Origin of the sequence: Leptospira noumeaensis (assembly GCF_004770765.1) — a bacterium.
Classification (GTDB): domain Bacteria; phylum Spirochaetota; class Leptospiria; order Leptospirales; family Leptospiraceae; genus Leptospira_A; species Leptospira_A noumeaensis.
The window spans coordinates 163432-182515 of sequence record NZ_RQFK01000011.1 but is presented as its reverse complement, the minus strand read 5'-3'; the positions used below and the strand labels follow the sequence as shown (position 1 = coordinate 182515).

The window sequence follows — 19084 nt, the reverse complement described above, 5'->3', positions numbered from 1 at the left end:
GAACCTCTCTGGAGAAGGATCACTAAATTCTAATGTAAGGCAAGAAAAATAATACTTTGATTTCGGAGGAAGGCTTAGAACCTGTCTTGTGTGAAACGAATTTTCCTTATTGTACTGGGAGTTTTTCTCATCCTCCAGTTTTTTCCCGTCTCTCGAAACAACCCTCCTGTCACTTCCGAAATCCAAATAAGTAAAGAAGTCAAAGAAATTTTAAAACGAAGTTGTTACGACTGCCATTCCAATGAAACGGTTTGGCCGGCTTATTCTTATATCTTCCCTGCGTCTTTACTCATCTCTCACCATGTAGAAGAAGGTCGTGAAGAATTAAACTTTTCTGAATTTGGAAAGTTGGCAGAACGAAAACAAAACAAAAAAATATATGAAGTTTGGGAACAAGTAGAAGAAGGTGAGATGCCTCCAAAAGATTATTTATTACTTCATTCCAATGCAACGTTATCTGAAAAAGACAAAGAGATTTTGAAACAGTGGACAGAGAGTTTTAATAAGGAATCCGAATGAAAGAAAAAAAATTATGGGGTGGTCGTTTTGATGCCCCACCATCCTCACTGATGATTCGTATTGGAGAATCCATAAGTTTTGATAAAGAACTTTATGCTCACGATATCGAAGGTTCCATTTCCCATTCCCGGATGTTAAAACGAATTGGAATTTTATCAGAATCCGAACAACGAAAAATCGAAACAGGGCTCGGACAAATCAAAAAAGAAATCGATTCCGGAAAGTTTGAATTCAAAATCGAAAACGAAGACATCCATATGTCTGTTGAATCTCGCCTAACGGAACTTTTGGGAGATTTGGGGAAAAAACTTCACACTGGCCGCAGTCGCAATGATCAAGTTTCGCAAGATGTTCGTTTGTACATCAAAACAGAAGTGGAATCCATTTTGGTTTTTCTTATGGATTTACTTGTCGCTTGGGTTAGTAAGGCAGAAGCCCATACAAAGACCATCATTCCTGGATACACTCATTTACAAATTGCCCAGCCCATTCGTGCTTCCCATTATTTTTTATCGCATTTTTGGGCCAATGTTCGTGACTTTGAAGATTTTTTAGATGCTTATGATAGAGCAGACGAACTTGTGTTAGGTTCCGGTGCTTTGGCTGGAGTCAACTATGCTACAGATAGGGAGTTTCTTAGAAAGGATTTATCTCTTTCTCGAATTTCCGAAAATTCAATGGATGCGGTGAGCCAAAGAGATCATATTTTTAAATTTCTTTTTGCCGCTTCACAGTTTATGATCCATGCCTCTAGGTTTTGTGAGGAGATCATTTTATACACTTCCCAAGAATTTAGTTATTTCAAACTCCCTGACCACTTAACCACGGGATCCTCCATTATGCCGCAAAAGAAAAATCCTGATGTGGCAGAGCTCATCAGAGGTAAAGCAGGCCGTGTGGTGGGAAGCCTTACGCATTTACTTGTGATGGTAAAGGGAACTCCTTTATCGTATAACAGGGATTTCCAAGAAGACAAACTTCCGTTATTTGACACAGTCAAACAAATCAAACTGAGTATGGAAGGGATCAGGGACATGGTAGAGGGAATCCAAGTGTTTCCTGAAAATGCAATCCGTAGCCTTAGGTCTGGTTTTTCCACTGCAACCGACCTTGCTGATTGGCTTGTCAGTGCGAAGGGAATGCCGTTTCGTTCTGCCCATGAAATTGTGGGAGAACTCGTAAAATACTGCTCATCCAAGGGTTATGACCTATTTAATATTCCAAGTGGGGAAAGGGGGCAAATCCATGCGGTGCTAACAGACCCTGGATACGAGGCCGCAATCTCTCTTGAAACCTCTTGTGACAAAAAAGATGTGATGGGAGGAACCTCGCTCCTTCGTCAAAAAGAACAAATCAAACGGGCTAAAGCGAAGGTAAACGAATTGACCAAAAAGTTAAAATCGATAGAATCTAAAGGTAAAAAGTAAATATGAAATCCATTGTAATCAACAAAGCCCCATTTTTTGCCTTTCTCTTTCTGGCTCTTTCCCAAACCATTTTCTGTAGTGACCAAACTTTCAAAAAAATCACATATGAACCGGTTTCTTATTCTCCTTCCAAAGTCATAGTCAAACGACAAGATGTTACCACTGTTAAACTACCTGAAAAACCAGCCATTTACGCTGTGTTCAATACCTCAGCAGGGGATTTGGTTTTAGAGCTTTATGATAAAGCAGCTCCTAAAACGGTGCAGAACTTTATCGATTTGGCCCAAGGCGAAAAAGACTTTATAACCGATAAAGGTTCCGAAAGACGACCGTTCTACGATGGTTTAAAATTCCACAGAGTGATTGAAAACTTTATGGCACAAGGTGGGTGCCCTCGTGGTGATGGAACCGGTGGGCCTGGATACCAAACAGAAGATGAAATCAATGGAAAGGCACTTGGTCTTGACAAACTCAAAATCAAAGACGCACCCCAATACCAATCCCAATTACAACGTGCTGTTCTCACAGAATTCAAAATCCAATCGCGAGCTGAGTTTGAAGAAAAACGAACTGAGGTAGAAAAGGCTTACCAAGAGGCCATGGAATTACCAGTTTTAGAAGTTTTACACCGAGTGGGTTATCGTTATAACGAAGCACTTCCTAGTCAAAAAGCAGTTCGTGGTTCTCTTGCGATGGCAAATGCAGGTCCTAATACCAACGGGTCACAGTTTTTTATCAACCAAGTGGACACTCCCCATCTCGATGGACTTCATACCGTATTTGGATTTTTGGTTACCGGGTACGATGTGCTTGACCGAATCATTGAAAAAGGCAACCTACAGACAACCATCCGTAAGGTTCTCATCATCGACAAACGCCAATGAACTACTTAGAAGGAATCGAGGTCATTCAAAAATACACATCGGGTTCCTCCGTGGAACCGGTGTTAAAGTTCATTACGACCGTACCGCATAATGAAGAAGGATTTGCGAATGCACTCGATGAAATTGGGGGAATCAATCGTTACCCTGATACTTTCGTGGGACTCCTTAGTTTTATCAGTTTCATCCTCGGCCAAAAATCAAAAATGAGCCAATTGTATGAAACGGCTTTGGAAAGATACGAATCCCTAAACCAGGTCACATCCAAACGCCGCCCGACAGAAGAAGAATCTAAAATTAAAAAAACGTTAACTGATTTTATTTTAAAAATTGAAAAGGTATTTGAAATTCAGGATCTCACTGACGAGAGTTTGGTGAAAGAGCTGAATCGTTTTGTTTCCGAAGCCAATCTCTATGGGGTGACGGAAAATGAGATCAAAAACCTAAAAGTTTCCTCAAAAACGGTAGCCCTTGTGGAACCACATTTAGACAAACAAAGGGAAAACTACTACCAATACAAAAAACTAGTGGGGATCACGACAAGGCTCATCCGTATTGCTGATTATATTTTGGAAGAAGCCAAAATGAGTGCTGGTTAACAAGTTTTATGTCCTAAAATTTCTTTCGAAAATTTCAAGTTCTGCCGAAATCTTAAACTGTATGCGGCGGTCTCTCCGAAATTTCATGATTTTAGGATTTCTCTTGGTAGATTCCCTCTATGCATTTCCTGACAGAGATGCCAGGGGAGAGAGAATTGATAATTTTGTCTCTCTACAGTCAAAAATCAGCCTTTCCTTAACCAAACGGAGTTACCAAGCCGGAGAACGAGTACCGCTTACCTTTACTGTGACCAATACGGGAAAAGAAGTGGTTCGTATCTTTCCTTCCTTTGATTACCGGTATTCTTTCCAAATCATTGTAAAAGACGAAAATGACCGCATCCTAACACCCATTGAAGATCCTGAATTTCCAGATCCCATCCTCAAACGAAGGACAACCATCGTCAATTTGGTGGGAGATGAAAATAAAGAAGTAAGCCTCCATAGAAATGAATCTTTTTCCAAGACGATTTACCTGGATGAACATTATAGTTTTTTACCGGAAAATAAGTTCTATGTGACCGGGTATTTTTATCCCAACTATACGGAAGATAAATCAGCTTTCCTTCGTTCACAGAATACAGTCGGTTTTTTATTCCAGAATTCCAAAGCAGAAAGAAAGGAAACAGTCACTCGCCAAATTACTGAAAATGGCGGGCTTTCTCCAGAAGAAACCATCTTCCTATTTCTCGGTGCGGAGATGAAGAAACATTGGGAATACCATTTTAAGTGGATCGATTTTTCAGAATATATTTTAGCTTATGATCGTTACAGCAGTGCCTATACCGAAGCCGGTCTTGGCGAACGCGAAACAATCATTGAAGATTTCAAAGAGTATTTGACGGAGACACCCTCCGGTGTTTTAAAATACTTTAAGGTCATGAACGTGGACTATCCGTCCAAACGAGATGCCCGAGTTCAAGTTTACGTAGAAAGAATGATGGGTCGGTTCAAAACAAGGTACGAATATATATACACCTTGCGACAAGAAGAAGGAAGCCGAGTTGGATTTTGGCAGATTAAAAACTTACTCGTAAAGGTAAAAAAATGACGGAAATCCTTTCCCAAGACGAAATTGATGCCCTGTTAAATGCCATCTCCTCTGGCGAAGTTTCGGAGGATGAATACTCATCGGTTGGGGAGCAAAAGAAAGTCAAAATCTACGACTTCAAACGTCCGGATAAATTTTCAAAAGACCAAATTCGTACACTCCAGATGATGCACGAGACCTTTGCCCGTTTGGCAACCACCGGTTTATCTGCTCAGTTACGAGCCCTGGTTGTGGTGCACGTGGCTTCGGTGGATCAGTTAACCTACGAAGAATTCATTCGTTCCATCCCGAACCCCACCACACTTGCGGTGATCAATATGGATCCACTCCGCGGGTCTGCGATTTTAGAAATCGATCCATCCATTTCCTTCACCATCATCGATCGTTTGTTTGGTGGCAAGGGTGAGTCCTCAAAGGTAAACCGCGAACTTTCTGATATCGAGTTATCGGTAATGGAAGGGATCATTGTTAGGATTCTTGGAAACTTACGAGAGTCTTGGTCCACGGTAATCGATTTACGTCCACGACTTGGAAACATCGAAACAAACCCACAGTTTGCTCAAGTTGTTCCACCCAATGACATGGTGGTATTAATTACCCTAGAAACCAAAGTGGGAGAAGTAGAAGGGATGACAAACCTTTGTATTCCCTACATCACGATTGAACCAATCATCAATAAACTTTCTGCGCAGTATTGGTATTCCTCGATTCGTAAAGGGGAAGTGGACGAAAACCGAGCCGTCATCCAAGAGCGACTCGACCAAGTCAAAATCCCTCTGATTTCTGAAGTGGGAAGCGTGGACATCTCTCTGAATGATCTCATGAACTTACATGTGGGGGATGTGATCAAACTGGAAAACACACCGATTAAAACCGACCTTATGGTAAAAGTAGGGGATCGCAGTAAGTTCAAGGCCACACCGGGCCGCGTGGGGAACCGCCTCGCCATCCAAATTGGGGATAGCATTGAGGACATTCCAGACGAACTCCTTGGATCTACAAGATCGGAACAAGAATACTGATTTTTCGCTAAACAGAGTTTATGCGAAGATTAGAAAGATCAGAGAAAAGATTGAAAAGATTTTCCGCTTTCGGGAGGCTTTTGCATCCAATTTCATTCTCTTTAGAAATTGTCTCTCAGGTATTTTTATCCTTGGAAATGCATGTTCGTTTGGTTTCAGCCTTTGGGATTTTGATGGTCCTTTTCGGTGTTTTTTCCATAGATGCGAAACCTAAAAAAACATTGGAAAAACATACTGGAAAGTCTGCAAAGATTCGCCAAACGATTGTTTTGTCTATTGATGGGTTTCCAGCTTACTACTGGTCAGATCCCAAATACCATTCTTATTTCCCCCACCTAAGCGAACTCTTTCAGAAATACGGAGTTTCCGAAATTGCAACCATCAATCCTTCGGTTACTTATCCAGCACATACCTCTATGGTGACGGGAAAAGATCCTGCAGAACATGGAATCTACAACAATACCTTGTCCGATCCTTTTGAAAAAAATGATGGGGGATGGATGTGGTATGCGGAAGATATCTCAAGTCCCACACTTTGGGATTTAGCAAAAGAGAATCACAAAACCACTGCGAATGTATTTTGGCCTGTCACTGTGGGTGCTGGGATTGATTGGAACCTTCCCCAATACTGGAGAAAAAAAATCCCAGAGGATGACAAACTCCTTCGAGTGCTTTCCACAAAGGATCTTCATAAAGAAGCAGAACTTGCCGTAGGATCTCCGTTAAACGACGTCTCAAAAGATGAAGTGAAATTAAAAACAGCCACTTGGCTCTTTCAAAATAAAAAACCGGATCTGATGTTGGTTTACACTACGGATTTGGATACCAACCACCATGGATTTGGCCCAGGATCAGAAAGAGCCCTTTCACGACTTTCGGAACTTGACCAGTCCATCTTTTCTTTTTTGCAATCGGTAGGAGCCTTCACTCCCAAAGGACCGGCTATCGTGATTGTTTCTGATCACGGCTTTCATTCTGCTGATTCTATTTGTGCACCGAATGTGGTTTTGAAACAAAAAGGTTATATCAATGATGAAGCTGGCACCTACAATTTAACCTTTAAAAGTTCTGGTGGCACAGCCATTCTTTTACCAGGCTCCGGTTTCCAAATACCAGAAACGGAAGTCCAATCGATTGTCTCTGAAATTCTCAAGGCTTGTCCAGGAGCCGAATGGATTTCATCTTCCGCTTCTAAAAGTGAGCCATTAGGTGAATTGGGAAAGACAATTCCTGGGGAAATTGATACAGGTTTCCTTCAAAAGAAAATCCACCCGCAGGCTTTGGGAATTTTTTACACAAAACAGTCATTATTCTTTAGTGGAACCAGAAAAGGGGAGTTATTTACCAAATCACAATCAAAGATCCACGGTCATGGGTATTGGAATGGAAACCCTGAGATGAATACCATTGGTTTTGTTTATGACCCAACAGGAAAAAAACACAAGTTTGAATCCGTAAAGGATGTATTTGGAATTGTTAAAGATATGTTAGGTTTAAAAGAAAAGAAAACCAAAGGGCCTCGTCTGCCTACGCACACGGAGCCCTGATCTAAAATCTGAATCGATTGGAATCGACTCAAAAGGAAAACCTAAATTCTTAATTTTTTAATAAACTAAGGATGGCCTCTCCAACTGCTTTTGCTGACTGTGGATTTTGTCCTGTCACAAGTCTTGAATCCACTTCCACATGAGAGTTCCAAGGCGCTGATTTGGAATACTTTCCGCCCGCAGCAATCAGTTTGTTTTCCAAAAGAAAAGGAACCACACTTTCCAGTTTCACAATCTCTTCTTCTTCATTGGAAAATCCATTCACTCGTTTTCCTGCTATCAGTTTCGATCCATCAGACAGGGTGACATTGACAAGTGCCGATGGTCCGTGACAAACGGCGCCTACAATCCCTCCTGATTCATAGATAGTCCGAGTTAGGTCTTGGAGTTCTTTGTTGTCAGGGAAGTCCCACATGGTTCCGTGTCCGCCGGCAAAATAAATGGCAGAGTAGTCGTTTGCCTTTATATCATTTGGTGTTTTGGTATGGATTCGTTTTTCTTTATATACGGGATGGTTCCAAAATTCTTGGTTTGCCGCATCCTCCAAATCAAATCCATCCACAGGAGGTTCTCCCCCTTTCGGACTTACCAAATCCATTTCCACACCGGCGTCGTGTAAGACCTTCCATGGGTGAGCTACTTCTCCCAAATGGTAACCAGTGGAACCGGCGTTTCCTTTTTCTCCGTGGCTTGTTAATACAAATAATACTTTTTTCATTGGATCCTCTCTTTGATTCCTTTTATTGAATCACTCTATAAAGAAAATATTTCCTTATCTGTTTTTTTAGACAAGAGAAAGTTATTATTAAAAATATGATGGTGTTTATTCCTTGTTATTAATAATATTATACCAAGATGAATCCCATCGAATTGTACCAGAGTTTTTACCTTATCTACCGGGAGAGAAATTTAACGAAAGCGGGGAAAATTCTTGGGTTATCCCAACCGGCACTCAGTTTACATTTACAATCATTGGAAAGGCATAGAAAAGAAGTTTTATTTCGTCGCACATCTAGAGATTTAATTCCCACTGATGCCGCCAAACGTTTGTATGTGCAGATTGCAGGCCCCATTGAAGAATTAGAACGTATGGAAGGGACAATTCGACCCAAAGAAAAAATAGGCAAAATCCGGATTGGTTCTGCCAAGGAGATTTTTTTAGAAAAAATTTTGCCTAAACTTTCTGCATCGGGGGAAAGTTTTCATGTACTGTACGGTCATCCTCCTGAACTTTTGGATTCTTTGGAAAAAAAGGAAATCGATCTAGTCATCACCAATCAAAAGTTAAGTGTTCCTGGAGTTTTGTTAGAAGGATTATACAAGGAAAAATTTGTATTTGTGGCATCAAAATCCATCAGTTCGAAAGACAATTTCCCTTTTCGTGGACAAATCAAACCCAAAAATGAAATGATCAAAACTTGGATGGAAAACCAACATTGGTTCGTGTATAGCGAAGACTTTGCGATTGTTCGTAGGTTCTGGAAGGTAAACTTTGACTCTCGTCCGAAATTGAAAGAGTATTCGGTGTTACCGAATCTTCATGATATCAAGACGGCATTGGAACTTGGCAGCGGTGTTTCGGTTTTGCCTACGTATTTACTTGGGAAAAAATCTTCATTGTATACAAATGAAAAAGATTGCCAGGGTTTTGAGAACCAACTGTATCTAGTGAGTCGAGAAGAGGATATCGATTTTTTAGAAGAAAAATTTCGAACCTTTCACCATTGGATGAATGGTTAAAGGCTTAGATTAATGTTTTTTCCAGTGGATGCATTCCCCTGGGCATTCATCCATTTCCTTTTGCACTTTTTTTTCGTCTTCATCTGGGATCATCGCATCGTTGATGGCTTCCCCTGCAATATGCGTTTGGGAAACATCATCCTCATCCATCATAAAGTATTTTGGTAAATTATCAGCGCATTGGTTACAAGAAGTACAATTGTCTTTGTCTACATAAGCTTTTCTCATGATACGTTCTCTCTCAGTTTATAATATAAAATAATGGATACAAAAAATATAGTGACTGCGTTTGCGAGAATGATGGGCAAATCGGATTTTAAAACTCCATACACAAACCACAAAAGTACACCAATAAAAAACATAATGTACATATTCCGACTGATATCTCGGGTTTGTTTGGTCATCACCACTCGTAATACTTGTGGGAGAAAGGAGACTGTCGTTAAAAAAGCGGCAACGTAGCCGATGAGATTTTCCATTTAGGCTTTGTACTCTCGTTTTACGACAGTTTTGACTCCACCCCGAACATTGTAATCACCCACCACTTTTACATATAGGGGATCTACGGCCAAAACAAAGTCTTCGAGGATTTTGTTCACAACGTTTTCATGGAAAATTCCTATATTTCGGAAGGACATCATGTATTCTTTGAGGGATTTTAACTCAACACAACGCATCCTAGGGATGTAATCGATATATATGGTTCCAAAGTCGGGAAGTCCGGTTTTTGGGCAAACCGCAGTGAATTCGGGGATGGTGAATTCAATATTGTATTCTTTTCCGGCATACACATTGGCAAACCATTCGATTTCTGGGGTTTTCCAGGACGGGATATGGTCTTGTTTGTCCTCGTAAGAAGATTCTGATTTTTTTTCCGACATTTGTTTACCCCGACAATTGCAAAATTATTTTGGAATCATCCCATGAAAAGTGATAAAAAAATTGCAGTCGTCGATTTCGGCGGTCAATACGCTCACCTCATCGCTTCCCGAATTCGTAGGCTTGGAGCCTATACGGAAATTCTCTCCAACGAAGAACCTTTGTCTGTCTACGAGTCCTATGCTGGAATCATTCTATCGGGTGGCCCAAGTAGTGTTTACGAAAAGGGTGCACCACTTCTGCCAGATGGATTTTTTAAAACTTCTGTTCCCATTCTCGGAATCTGTTATGGTCACCAACTTTTAATGAAGGCCCTCGGTGGAGAGGTTGTTTCATCTAATTCAAAAGAATATGGCCCTGCTATTTTAGAAATTCAAAATCCAGATTCCTTACTTTCTAAATCCATTTCTCCTAAGACAAAAGTTTGGATGAGTCACGGTGATGAAGTGGTTAAGATGCCGGACGGATTTCAAATCGTTGCTTCTTCGGGTAACTGCCGTTATGCGTTTGTTTCTAATGAGTCTAAAAAACAATTTGGGATCCAATTCCATCCAGAAGTCACTCACTCGGAAGAAGGGGAAGTTTTACTTCGTAATTTTGTCAATCTTTGTAATGCCGGATCCAGTTGGAGTATCTCGCAGTTTCTAGAAGAACAAATAGCTGAATTACAAAAGAAAGTTCCGCAAGGAAAAAATGTATTTTTACTAGTGTCTGGGGGAGTGGATTCTTCTGTTGCTTATTTACTTCTCGCAAAAGCACTTGGGAAAGACCGAGTGAAGGGCCTACTTGTGGATACAGGGTTTATGCGTAAAAACGAAGTGAAGGATCTTATGGACAACCTCCACCAAGTTGGGTTCGACTTAACCATTTGGGATGAAAGTGAAATTTTTTACAAACATTTAGAATCGGAATTTGAACCAGAAAAAAAACGCCGTATCGTGGGAGACTTATTTTTAGAAGCACAAGGGAAAGCAACCGATTCCCTTGGTTTGGATTCGGAACATTGGCTTCTTGGCCAAGGAACCATTTACCCAGACACCATTGAGTCTGGGGGAACCAAACATTCTCATAAAATCAAAACCCACCACAACCGTGTCCCTCAAATTGAAAAACTCATCCAAGAAGGGAAAATCATCGAACCCATTGCCGACTTGTACAAAGATGAAGTGCGAGAACTAGGAAGACTCCTTGGCCTTCCCGAACGTTGGATTGAAAGGCATCCTTTCCCTGGACCTGGCCTTGTGGTAAGAATGATTGCAAGCCCAGAATCAAAACCACCTTCCATTCATTTTTCTGATTTGGCTCTTTCGGGTAAAAAAGCTGAAGTGAAAATTTTACCCATCCTTTCAGTGGGTGTGCAAGGTGACCAAAGAAGTTATGCCCACTGTGCGGTGTTAAATGACTTTACCACCAACTGGAATGAGTTAGACGAATGTGCAGTGGAGATCACTAATTTCAAAAAGGAAATCAATCGTGTAGTATTTGCACCCGGAATTTCTAATTTTTCCGGTAGTTTTCATTATACCAAACTGACTTTAGACAAAGAACATTCGGATATTTTGCGGGAAGCTGATGCTATTGTGAACCGAATCCTATTTGAAGAATGCATCCATACATCTATCTGGCAAATGCCTGTGGTTTTAGTTCCTGTGGGCCTACGCGCAAATTCCTATGGGGTAGTGTTACGGCCAGTGGAATCCACCGAAGCCATGACTGCTAATTTTTATGCAATGGACAGAAAGATTTTGGAAAGAATCACCAAAGAGTTATTAGGTTTGCCTCAAATTTCTTTGGTATTGTATGACCTCACTCACAAACCACCGGGAACGATCGAGTGGGAGTGAGGTCAAAGTAGTATTTTGATGAAATCAAAATACTACTGAAGATTTTTTATGGGAGAAGAAGCCAGAGAATAACCATTCCGCCAATTGCCAATTCCGGTAACTTTCTTTTGAAAAAACTTTGGTTTTCGGGGTTTTCTTTTGGTTCTTCCGGATTTGTGGATTCTGTCTTTGGTGTTTCTTTGGTTCCATTGGAAGCAAAAAGCGACGCAAAAACTCCTGGTTTTTCTTCCTTAGTTTCTTCCCAAACCACAGGAAGAGAAACTACATTGACAGCGGCTTTCTTAAACGCTTGTTTGGTGCCGTCTTTTGATTCAACTAAAACATAATTGGCAGTCGGTGAGGAAGTTTTTACATTTTCCATTACCTCTTTTGTTGCCTTTATTGTCACCGTATCCGCATAAGAATTTTGTGTGAGAATTGCTAAAATTGATATAGTGAGAAGGGTCATTCGGTTCATATTTACAGCCCATCCTCTTTGAAAGCTTAGGCAATTTGATTTTCTGGAGAAATGTTACAATCCGATGAAAAGTGAATTCAGTTTCCATTTGACACCTAGCCTTCCTATTTTAGCCTATCCAAAGTCACGATTGGCGTCGTGGCCAAGTGGTAAGGCATGGCTCTGCAAAAGCTTGACCGCCGGTTCGAATCCGGCCGACGCCTATCACTGAAAATTCGCCTGGATGGTGGAATTGGTAGACACACAGGACTTAAAATCCTGTGGGAGTAATCCCGTGCGGGTTCGATTCCCGCTCCAGGTATAAATCGAACGATTGCGAGTCAAAAAAAACGTAGCGACCCATAGGGAGCGTAAGCGTTTTTTCCGAAGGCAGGAGGCCTGAGGTGACGAGCAAGACGGGCTGAAAACGAAAGGCCAGGATGGCCGAAGTTTGAAGCGATTCCCGCGAACATTCCTAATCAAACAAAACTAAAATCAACATCTCTTAAGACCCAGCGCAAGCTTTATAGAAGCCGGAGGCGAGGAAGGCCAAGGGTGGAAGGAGCGTAAACGTTTTTTCCGAAGGCAGGAGGCCTGAGGTGACGAGCAAGACGGGCTGAGATCGAAAGGCCAGGATGGCCGAAGTTTGAAGCGATTCCCGCGAACATTCCTAATCAAACAAAACTAAAATCAACATCTCTTAAGACCCAGCGCAAGCTTTATAGAAGCCGGAGGCGAGGAAGGCCAAGGGTGGAAGGAGCGTAAGCGTTTTTTCCGAAGGCAGGAGGCCTGAGGTGACGAGCAAGACGGGCTGAGATCGAAAGGCCAGGATGGCCGAAGTTTGAAGCGATTCCCGCGAACATTCCTAATCAAACAAAACTAAAATCAACATCTCTTACTCTACACAATTCCCTGAAATTTCAATTCGAGGCAAGTAGGGTCTTTCCCCCGTCCAAACATACCTAAACCCAAAATCAATAAACTCTGTTCCCTCAGTCAGATAGTCTTTCGGGTGGACGATCACTCTTTGAATTTGTTTTGGATTTTTAAAACTTTCTTTTTTTACAATTCGTTCTGCATGTACTTTGTATTCTTTGTCTTGGTCAAAACTTTCGCGTTTACGAATTTCTAATTCTAAGGATGCAGGTAGGTTTCCAGTGGATAAATCTTCCCAATGGATCTGAAACTGAATGGGAATTTGCCGTAATTCTGCATCTTGGTCAAAGTTTATGTTCTTGTCCAAACAACCTGCAAGTTTGAAATACATCTCCTTTGTTTCCCAAGGAAGGGCTACCGGACCTCTGGCATTGATAGAGCTTTGCGCTAAGGTTGCGGGGAAGTTGTGTTCAGTGCGAGCTCTGTGGATGAATAAGTCATTTGCGGGAGTTTTAGATAAATACAGAGCACCCATACTGGAAATGAAAATCCAAAATAGAAGGATTCCAAAGATCTTATATTGAAGTTTTTTTTCGGGTATTTCTTCCAACCCATTTTTCTGAAAATTAGTGTTTGGTAATAAACATAAAATCCCAAGGAAAGGCAAAAGGACTTCATCATCTAACAAAAAACATTGGAAACTACCTGCAAAAACAATCGCGTAAAAACCTAAATAAAAGAGGTTATGTTTAGGAACTTCCAAAATATTTTTTGTAATCAGATACAAAAAACTAAAAAAAGAAATTCCTCCGAAAACCCCACCCAAGATCCAAAATTCCAAAAAATCAAAATGAGCGTGAGACTTAGGTGTGATGGATAAATCATAATACAATTCAGGAATTTCTCTAACTAGTTCCTTGGCATTTGCGACAAACTCTGTGGGATAATTTCCTGAACCAATTCCTAAAAAATAAAAATCCTTAAGGATTGCAAAATTCATTTTATGAATCCACACCCTTTGGTTCTCTAACGATCGTTTAGCGAATAAATCGTCTATAGCTCTTTGGAATAACCAATTGTTTTGGTAGAGTAAAAAACAAAGGAAAACAAAACCAATAAGACCAAACCCAAACCAAGGAAGGTATTTCTTAATTGAAATTTTTTTTCGGAGAGAGAGTAGAACCAAACCGAATAATAACCCAAACCAAATGGATCGGCTTTGGTTGAGGAAAAGTAAAAGGAAACCAACCAAACTGCATGTAAAAAGAGAGCACGTATAGAATCTAGAAAACCTTCCTTTTTTTGTGATTGGGAACATGCGAATGGTTCTTTCGAAAAGAGAAGGAAGGTAGATGGCAAGTAATCCGCCGTAAGTGAGATGAGTACTTTGAAAACCAATGGGTAAATAGAGAGGAAGTTTTTGCAAAATAAACACAAGTAAATGGGGAAGGCGTCTACCTTCTATATACTGAAATCCATCCATCACAAAAGGAGCAAGCCTGTAAGGCGAAAGTAATGAAACAAGTCCGGATAAAACTAGAAAAACCGCTCCCAAAAGCACTGCTTGTTTTAATTTTGTTTTTTCAATGCGAGATAAGTTTGAATGGTGTAATAATAAAAAGGCCATCCATACGTCCCCAAATTCCGATTTTAGTATTACTTTTTTCCAGTTTGTTTCCTCAAAATTAAGGATGGGGGTGAAAAGAAAACTCAGGTAGAGTAAAATCCAAAAAAGGATTTGGGATTCAAACTTCGGAAATTTCTTTTTTTGAATGTAGTCCAAAAACAAAAAGAACAGGGACGCACCGGCAAAAATTTGGCAGAGGCTAATGGATACGGGAGAAAGAACAAAAAAAAGGTATAGAAAAACAACGGAAATCTTATGAAATGTTTCTTTCCCAATCATATTTGGTTAAAAGAATAGGTTTTAACTCCTATGGAAGGCAAGAGAAAAAGAAATTTGTCGGTGGCCATCATCACCTTCAACGAAGAAAAAAATATCGGGGATTGTATTCGATCCGTAGAGCCCGTTGCCGATGAAATCATTGTTTTAGATTCCTTAAGTACAGACCGAACAAAAGAAATTGCCACTTCCTTTTCCAAAGTCAAATTTTATGAGTCCCCATTTCCGGGACATGTGGAACAAAAAAACAAAGCCATTGGTTTATGTTCTCATGATTGGATTTTGTCACTAGATGCCGATGAACGTGCAAACGAAACTTTGGTTCATTCTATCCAATCATTTTTAGATTCCGATCAGGTTCATGCCGATGGATATAAAATAGCAAGGCTTACTTATCATTTGGGAAGATGGATTCGTTATAGTGGTTGGTATCCTTTGCGCCGCTTTCGTTTGTTCCAAAAAAATGCTGCCACTTGGGTCGGAGAAAATCCCCACGATTATATTGAATTAAAATCTGGATCCATAGGAAAAGTGATGAAGGGAGATATCCTTCATTATAGTTTTACAGATTTTAGTCACCAAATCACTACCATCAACCAATTCTCAAGTATTGTTGCTTATACACGTTATGCGAAAGGAGAAAGATTCTCTCTTTTCAAAACAATTTTCAAACCATTTGGGAAATTTTTAGAAATTTATATTTTTAAATTTGGGTTTCTGGATGGAATCCCTGGACTTTGGATTGCGACTGCCTCCTCCTTTTCCACCTTTTTGAAATATGCTAAATTATATGAATTAGATAGAAAGCAGATAGAAAGGCCGTCCAATATCAGAAAAGAATATGGCAAAAACTAAACAACCATCCAAACCCGGATTTTTCTCTAGGTTCTTAAATCTTTTCCTTTCGAACGGGAAAACAGAAGATTTGGATTCCGCAAAAAGAAAAAAAGAACCAAAAACATTCGCTATGGAATGGGCCGTAGCCATTGACAACTGGAAAAAAAAACTACGCACAAAACAAGTGAGTTCAGGGGTAGTTTTCGAATCACCGAAGTTTCGCTTAACCAAAACAAACGAGAAATTGTTTCGTGTTGAAGGTTTAGATTATTCTTTGATTTTAGTTACAGGAAACCATCTGTATAAAAATAAAGAAGATAAATGGTCAGGGGTTCTTTTTGTCGATGAAGGGGATTTAAATAAAAATCTCACTAAAGATATTTCTAGTTTGGATGGACTTCTCTCTAGCCTTGCAATTCCCAAAACAGATTTATTTTTAGATACCAATGCTCCTAAAGAAGATTGGAGGATTGTTTTAACTTGGGAACGATTTTGGAAAGAACAATTGGTTCTACAAATGAAACCAAACTCGATGGCACTGGCGATGCTTGCTATTGGGGAAGAGTGCCGGATTTTTTTTGAATCTGTAGCAACCGATAGGCAAAAGAAATTGGTAAGAGATGAATTATTTTATCTGAATCTTGGTCTGACGGATCAAAATAACCCGTATTCAAAAGCAAAAAATTTATTTGGTTTCGGTTCGGCACTGGTTGAATTCGGAAATGCTGTGAATACCATCAAAGAAAGAAGAGATAAGGAACAAAATCATGGATCATAAATCACTCATCCAAACACAAATCGAAGATTCGATTGCCGTAAAACAACAGTTACTTCCTGTTCTTCTGCCATCGATTGAAAGTGCTGGGAAACTTCTAGTTGAATCACTCAAACAAAATGGACTTTTGTATTTTTGTGGGAACGGGGGTTCCAGTTGTGATGCTTCCCATATCGCAGCCGAACTTGTGGTTCGTTACAAATCTGGGAATGAAAGAAAAGCCATCCCTGCATTGGCACTCAATAGTGACCAGGCTGTCCTTACCGCTTGTTCTAATGATTATGGATACGAATATGTATTCCAAAGACAGGTGCAAGCTTTTGGAAAACCGACAGATGTGTTTGTAGGACTCACCACTTCAGGGAATTCGCAAAACATCATTTTGGCGGTAGAAGAAGCTCGAAAAATTGGAATGAAGGTGGTTTTGTTTTTGGGTGGAGACGGTGGAAAACTAAAGGGTAAGGGAGACGTGGAAATCATTGTCCCTTCGAAAGTCACAGCGAGAATCCAAGAATGTCATATCCTTATAGGTCACATTCTTTGTAGCATCATTGAAAAGGAACTCTTTGGGCTCGACTGAGTTTCCTGTTGTCCAAATCAAAAATGCAACCATCGAAACAAAGGATGGGCAAAAGATTTGGAAGGGAATTTCTTTAGAAATTCCGAGAGGAATCATTTACGGGATCATTGGAGAATCAGGATCAGGAAAATCCACTCTGGGATTTTCTCTGTTTGGAATGATCCCTCAAGGTTGCAGGCTTCAATACGATTCCTTTTTCGTGTTAGGCGAAGATGTCCTTTCGAAATCCTACCGTTCTCGGCTGTTTATGGTTCCGCAGAATCCGAATACTGCCTTCCATCCTTTCCGCACCATAGAAGCACAAATCAAAGATTTTTTCAAACTTTCGGGGTTAAACAAGGTTCCCTATGAATCTTTACTTTCTACCTGGGATCAATTGTCCATTCCCAGAGCTCATTGGAAGGAATATGCAAGAACCCTTTCCGGCGGAGAAAAACAGAGGATTCTACTTTCTCTCGCATTTTTAAGAACTCCTGAAATTTTGATTTTGGATGAACCCACCACTGGCCTTGATGCCTTTTCCGAAAAAATTGTCTTGGAAACCATCCAAAATCTTGCAAAAATGGGGATGTCAGTTGTTTTTATCACACACGAGCTTCGGATCGTCGAAAGTCTGGCCTCCCAAGTTACGATAATGAAACAAGGGGAAGTCATAGAAACCATTTCGGTTCTAAACCAAAACCTGGAGCCAAAAACAGAATATGGAAAACAACTTAAGGAAGCTTCTCTCCTCTTTTCGTAACGGGATTTTCCTCTTTCTATTTTTACCTGTTTACCTTTCTGCGGAACCAGGATTCAAACTCCGATCCATAGACGTTCGTGCTTATCCCGAAGTCAAAGTTCGATTCCATTCCAACACAATTGTTGGTCCCCAAGGATTTATTCTTTCTGAAGAACTAAGTTCTGTGGTGAGACTTACTGAGTCGTATCGCTTGGATCCTCTGGAATCAAAAAATCCTGTCCACTTATACATATCCATTCCCAGTTATACCAATGCTGAAGACAGACGTTGGATCATCCAATTGGCAAACCAGTTGGTCAAAATTTCGGAACAAACTGGTGGGACTTCAAAATTACAAATTCAATCAGATACAAACAAACATTCCTTTGAAAGGATTCGTTCGAATGTTTTAGATATTTCTTTTCCTTTTCCCAAGGAACCGGCTCCAGTGTATCCCATTCGAAACTGGGAAAATTTTTTAGAAGGGATTCCTAAAAATACATCCACTGAAGACCATATTCTAATATTCGTTAGTTTTTCTCCTGAATGGCAGGATCGATTTGAGATCCCGGAACTTGCGAAAAGAATTCGAGAGAAAAATCTGCAACTCATTGTTCTTGCACCTAGTTCCTTAGAAGCAACAAAGTTAGCAAGTTATGCGAATGGAAACCATTATCCCATAACTAAGTCAGATAGTTATTCGGAACTTTTTTCCTATTTGCGTCTTTTGGGAAATCCAGATTATGAGTTAGTATATTTTTCTCCTTGGAATTTGTCGCAGTGGAAAACAAATTCTGTGGCGGGAAGTTTGGTTTCGGTAGACCAAGGGATACGATTTGAATTTCGGTATGAACTATCTTTTTTCAAATCTGTCTATTTGAAACTTTCTGATCCCTTATTCTTTTTCCCTGTCAGTTTATTTTTCATTTTTCTTTGTTTGGCGGCATTGTATTATTTACGTGGCTATGAAGAAAGGGAACAGGGAATTTTAACGACTCCGCCTTCCTCGCTTGAATCTTTTGATCGAAAAGAGGAACTCCAAGTTTACGATCGGATGTATGGAGAAACAATGGAGAAGGCCGCTCGTGACCGTGAAATTGCCCTTACCATTGCGGAAAAAACACCTCCGGCTGGTACATCCTATTCATACGCTGTTCTCTTACGAAGAGATGGAAATCAAAACTCAGAGCAGTATTCATTACAATTTGAGGAAATGACCATTGGTAAGTCAGAATCCAATCATTTAGTTCTCCATGACCCCTCTGTGGCCGGCCTTCATGCGAAGATAAAAAACAAAAAAGGAAAGTATATATTGTTTGATTGTGTATCGGAAACAGGTGTATACTTGAACGGCAAAAAGTTACTTCGCCCAAAAGTTCTTCATAATTTGGACGAAATCCAAATTGGAAAAACTGTCTTATCGTTTCGAGGAAGGTAGAGTTATGTT

The 19084-nt window shown here is 40.2% G+C and carries 20 protein-coding genes and 2 tRNA genes; 16 read left to right on the top strand and 6 right to left on the bottom strand.

Annotation, left to right across the window (positions count from 1 at the left end):
* Positions 1-90: 90 nt before the first annotated feature.
* The 7 genes from EHQ24_RS04025 (at position 91) to EHQ24_RS03995 (ending at position 7046) form a co-directional block, all read left to right on the top strand.
* Positions 91-519: a heme-binding domain-containing protein gene (locus tag EHQ24_RS04025; protein ID WP_135600404.1), complete on the top strand. Its 429-nt coding sequence runs from the start codon at positions 91-93 to the stop codon at positions 517-519.
* Positions 516-1946 (top strand): argininosuccinate lyase, encoded by a 1431-nt coding sequence (gene argH, locus EHQ24_RS04020; RefSeq protein WP_135600403.1) that lies wholly within the window; start codon positions 516-518, stop codon positions 1944-1946. The genes EHQ24_RS04025 and argH overlap by 4 nt, the downstream gene beginning before the upstream one ends.
* Before the next feature lie 2 nt (positions 1947-1948).
* Positions 1949-2830, top strand: coding sequence for a peptidylprolyl isomerase (locus EHQ24_RS04015; protein WP_135600402.1), 882 nt, complete (start codon positions 1949-1951; stop codon positions 2828-2830).
* Positions 2827-3426, top strand: coding sequence for a hypothetical protein (locus EHQ24_RS04010; protein ID WP_135600401.1), 600 nt, complete (start codon positions 2827-2829; stop codon positions 3424-3426). The genes EHQ24_RS04015 and EHQ24_RS04010 overlap by 4 nt, the downstream gene beginning before the upstream one ends.
* A 61-nt stretch (positions 3427-3487) precedes the next feature.
* Positions 3488-4477 (top strand): hypothetical protein, encoded by a 990-nt coding sequence (locus EHQ24_RS04005; protein ID WP_135600400.1) that lies wholly within the window; start codon positions 3488-3490, stop codon positions 4475-4477.
* Positions 4474-5499 (top strand): flagellar motor switch protein FliM, encoded by a 1026-nt coding sequence (gene fliM, locus EHQ24_RS04000; RefSeq protein WP_002974265.1) that lies wholly within the window; start codon positions 4474-4476, stop codon positions 5497-5499. Before EHQ24_RS04005 ends, fliM begins: the two co-directional genes overlap by 4 nt.
* A 173-nt stretch (positions 5500-5672) precedes the next feature.
* Positions 5673-7046, top strand: a complete 1374-nt coding sequence (locus EHQ24_RS03995; RefSeq protein ID WP_425270071.1) for an alkaline phosphatase family protein — start codon at positions 5673-5675, stop codon at positions 7044-7046.
* Positions 7047-7095: 49 nt separating this feature from the next.
* Here EHQ24_RS03995 and EHQ24_RS03990 read toward each other — a convergent pair whose 3' ends face one another.
* On the bottom strand, positions 7096-7764 hold the full coding sequence (locus EHQ24_RS03990; RefSeq protein WP_135600399.1) for a type 1 glutamine amidotransferase domain-containing protein: 669 nt from the start codon (positions 7762-7764) through the stop codon (positions 7096-7098).
* Positions 7765-7901: 137 nt separating this feature from the next.
* Here EHQ24_RS03990 and EHQ24_RS03985 point away from each other — a divergent pair, with 137 nt between their 5' ends.
* Positions 7902-8786: a LysR family transcriptional regulator gene (locus tag EHQ24_RS03985; protein WP_135600398.1), complete on the top strand. Its 885-nt coding sequence runs from the start codon at positions 7902-7904 to the stop codon at positions 8784-8786.
* 9 nt (positions 8787-8795) lie between these two features.
* Here EHQ24_RS03985 and EHQ24_RS03980 read toward each other — a convergent pair whose 3' ends face one another.
* From EHQ24_RS03980 to queF, 3 genes are read right to left on the bottom strand one after another with little or no spacing between them, the layout of a single operon-like run.
* Positions 8796-9014: a ferredoxin gene (locus tag EHQ24_RS03980; RefSeq protein WP_135600397.1), complete on the bottom strand. Its 219-nt coding sequence runs from the start codon at positions 9012-9014 to the stop codon at positions 8796-8798.
* Entirely contained in the window at positions 9011-9265 is a 255-nt protein-coding gene (locus tag EHQ24_RS03975; protein ID WP_135600396.1) for a SemiSWEET transporter, read from the bottom strand. The genes EHQ24_RS03980 and EHQ24_RS03975 overlap by 4 nt, the downstream gene beginning before the upstream one ends.
* Positions 9266-9667, bottom strand: a complete 402-nt coding sequence (gene queF / locus EHQ24_RS03970; RefSeq protein ID WP_135600395.1) for a preQ(1) synthase — start codon at positions 9665-9667, stop codon at positions 9266-9268.
* Positions 9668-9709: 42 nt separating this feature from the next.
* Here queF and guaA point away from each other — a divergent pair, with 42 nt between their 5' ends.
* On the top strand, positions 9710-11509 hold the full coding sequence (gene guaA, locus EHQ24_RS03965; RefSeq protein WP_135600394.1) for a glutamine-hydrolyzing GMP synthase: 1800 nt from the start codon (positions 9710-9712) through the stop codon (positions 11507-11509).
* Positions 11510-11555: 46 nt separating this feature from the next.
* Here guaA and EHQ24_RS03960 read toward each other — a convergent pair whose 3' ends face one another.
* Positions 11556-11966, bottom strand: coding sequence for an LIMLP_04285 family protein (locus EHQ24_RS03960; protein ID WP_135600393.1), 411 nt, complete (start codon positions 11964-11966; stop codon positions 11556-11558).
* Between the two features lie 132 nt (positions 11967-12098).
* Here EHQ24_RS03960 and EHQ24_RS03955 point away from each other — a divergent pair.
* Positions 12099-12169, top strand: a tRNA-Cys gene (locus EHQ24_RS03955).
* Positions 12170-12183: 14 nt separating this feature from the next.
* Positions 12184-12267, top strand: a tRNA-Leu gene (locus EHQ24_RS03950).
* 573 nt (positions 12268-12840) lie between these two features.
* Here the strand turns inward: EHQ24_RS03950 and EHQ24_RS03945 are convergent.
* Entirely contained in the window at positions 12841-14727 is a 1887-nt protein-coding gene (locus tag EHQ24_RS03945; protein ID WP_135600392.1) for an O-antigen ligase family protein, read from the bottom strand.
* Positions 14728-14757: 30 nt separating this feature from the next.
* Between EHQ24_RS03945 and EHQ24_RS03940 the strand changes: the two genes are divergently transcribed.
* Genes EHQ24_RS03940 through EHQ24_RS03920 form a run of 5 tightly spaced genes read left to right on the top strand, consistent with a single transcriptional unit; the run spans position 14758 to position 19075 of the window.
* Positions 14758-15579 carry a glycosyltransferase family 2 protein gene (locus EHQ24_RS03940; protein WP_135600391.1) on the top strand — a complete coding sequence of 274 codons (822 nt, stop codon included), beginning with the start codon at positions 14758-14760 and terminating at the stop codon, positions 15577-15579.
* The gene (locus tag EHQ24_RS03935) at positions 15566-16339 is read left to right on the top strand and encodes an LBBP_01157 family protein (protein WP_135600390.1); all 774 of its coding nucleotides are present in this window, start codon (positions 15566-15568) and stop codon (positions 16337-16339) included. The genes EHQ24_RS03940 and EHQ24_RS03935 overlap by 14 nt, the downstream gene beginning before the upstream one ends.
* Complete coding sequence (locus EHQ24_RS03930) at positions 16329-16916, top strand: D-sedoheptulose 7-phosphate isomerase (protein WP_135600389.1); 588 nt, start codon at positions 16329-16331, stop codon at positions 16914-16916. Before EHQ24_RS03935 ends, EHQ24_RS03930 begins: the two co-directional genes overlap by 11 nt.
* On the top strand, positions 16903-17658 hold the full coding sequence (locus tag EHQ24_RS03925) for an ATP-binding cassette domain-containing protein (protein WP_135600388.1): 756 nt from the start codon (positions 16903-16905) through the stop codon (positions 17656-17658). The genes EHQ24_RS03930 and EHQ24_RS03925 overlap by 14 nt, the downstream gene beginning before the upstream one ends.
* Complete coding sequence (locus EHQ24_RS03920; protein ID WP_135600387.1) at positions 17618-19075, top strand: FHA domain-containing protein; 1458 nt, start codon at positions 17618-17620, stop codon at positions 19073-19075. The genes EHQ24_RS03925 and EHQ24_RS03920 overlap by 41 nt, the downstream gene beginning before the upstream one ends.
* Positions 19076-19084 lie beyond the last annotated feature (9 nt).